Here is a 528-nt window from a genome sequence, read left to right on the forward strand (position 1 = left end):
ATCTTGCACAGCGCGGCGGCCTCGATGGTCGACGCGATCTTCGGGTACACCGTCTCCAGCGCCGAGAGAATCGCCACGCGCGGCGCCGCGATGCCGAGCGCATGCGCCAGGTCGATTGCGTTCTGCACGATGTCGCGCTTGTCCTCCAGCGTGGGGTAGACATTGATGGCGGCGTCGGTGATCAAGAGCGGACGCGGATACGTGGGCACGTCCATGGCGAACACGTGGCTGATGCGCCGGCCGGTGCGCAGGCCCGTGTCGCGCGCGACGACGGCGTGCATCAACTCGTCCGTATGCAGCGCGCCCTTCATGATGGCCGCGACCTCGCCCGCGCGCGCCAGTGCCACGGCGGCGTCGGCCGCCGCATGGCTGTGCGCCGTCGGCACGAGGCGGAACGGCGCCAGGTCCACGTGCGCCTGCGCGGCCGCCTGGCGGATCTTCGCTTCGGGTCCGACCAGCACCGGTTCGATCAGGCCCGCGCGCGCCGCTTCCACGGCACCCAGCAGCGACACGGCGTCGACCGGATGC

At 71.2% G+C, this 528-nt stretch carries 1 protein-coding gene; it reads right to left on the reverse strand.

The window, feature by feature from the left end:
* The coding region (locus tag AC1DYX_RS31865; RefSeq protein WP_477266294.1) for a bifunctional enoyl-CoA hydratase/phosphate acetyltransferase at positions 1–528 on the reverse strand (528 nt) is incomplete at both ends.

It is taken from the genome of Massilia sp. P2_C2, from assembly GCF_056404615.1.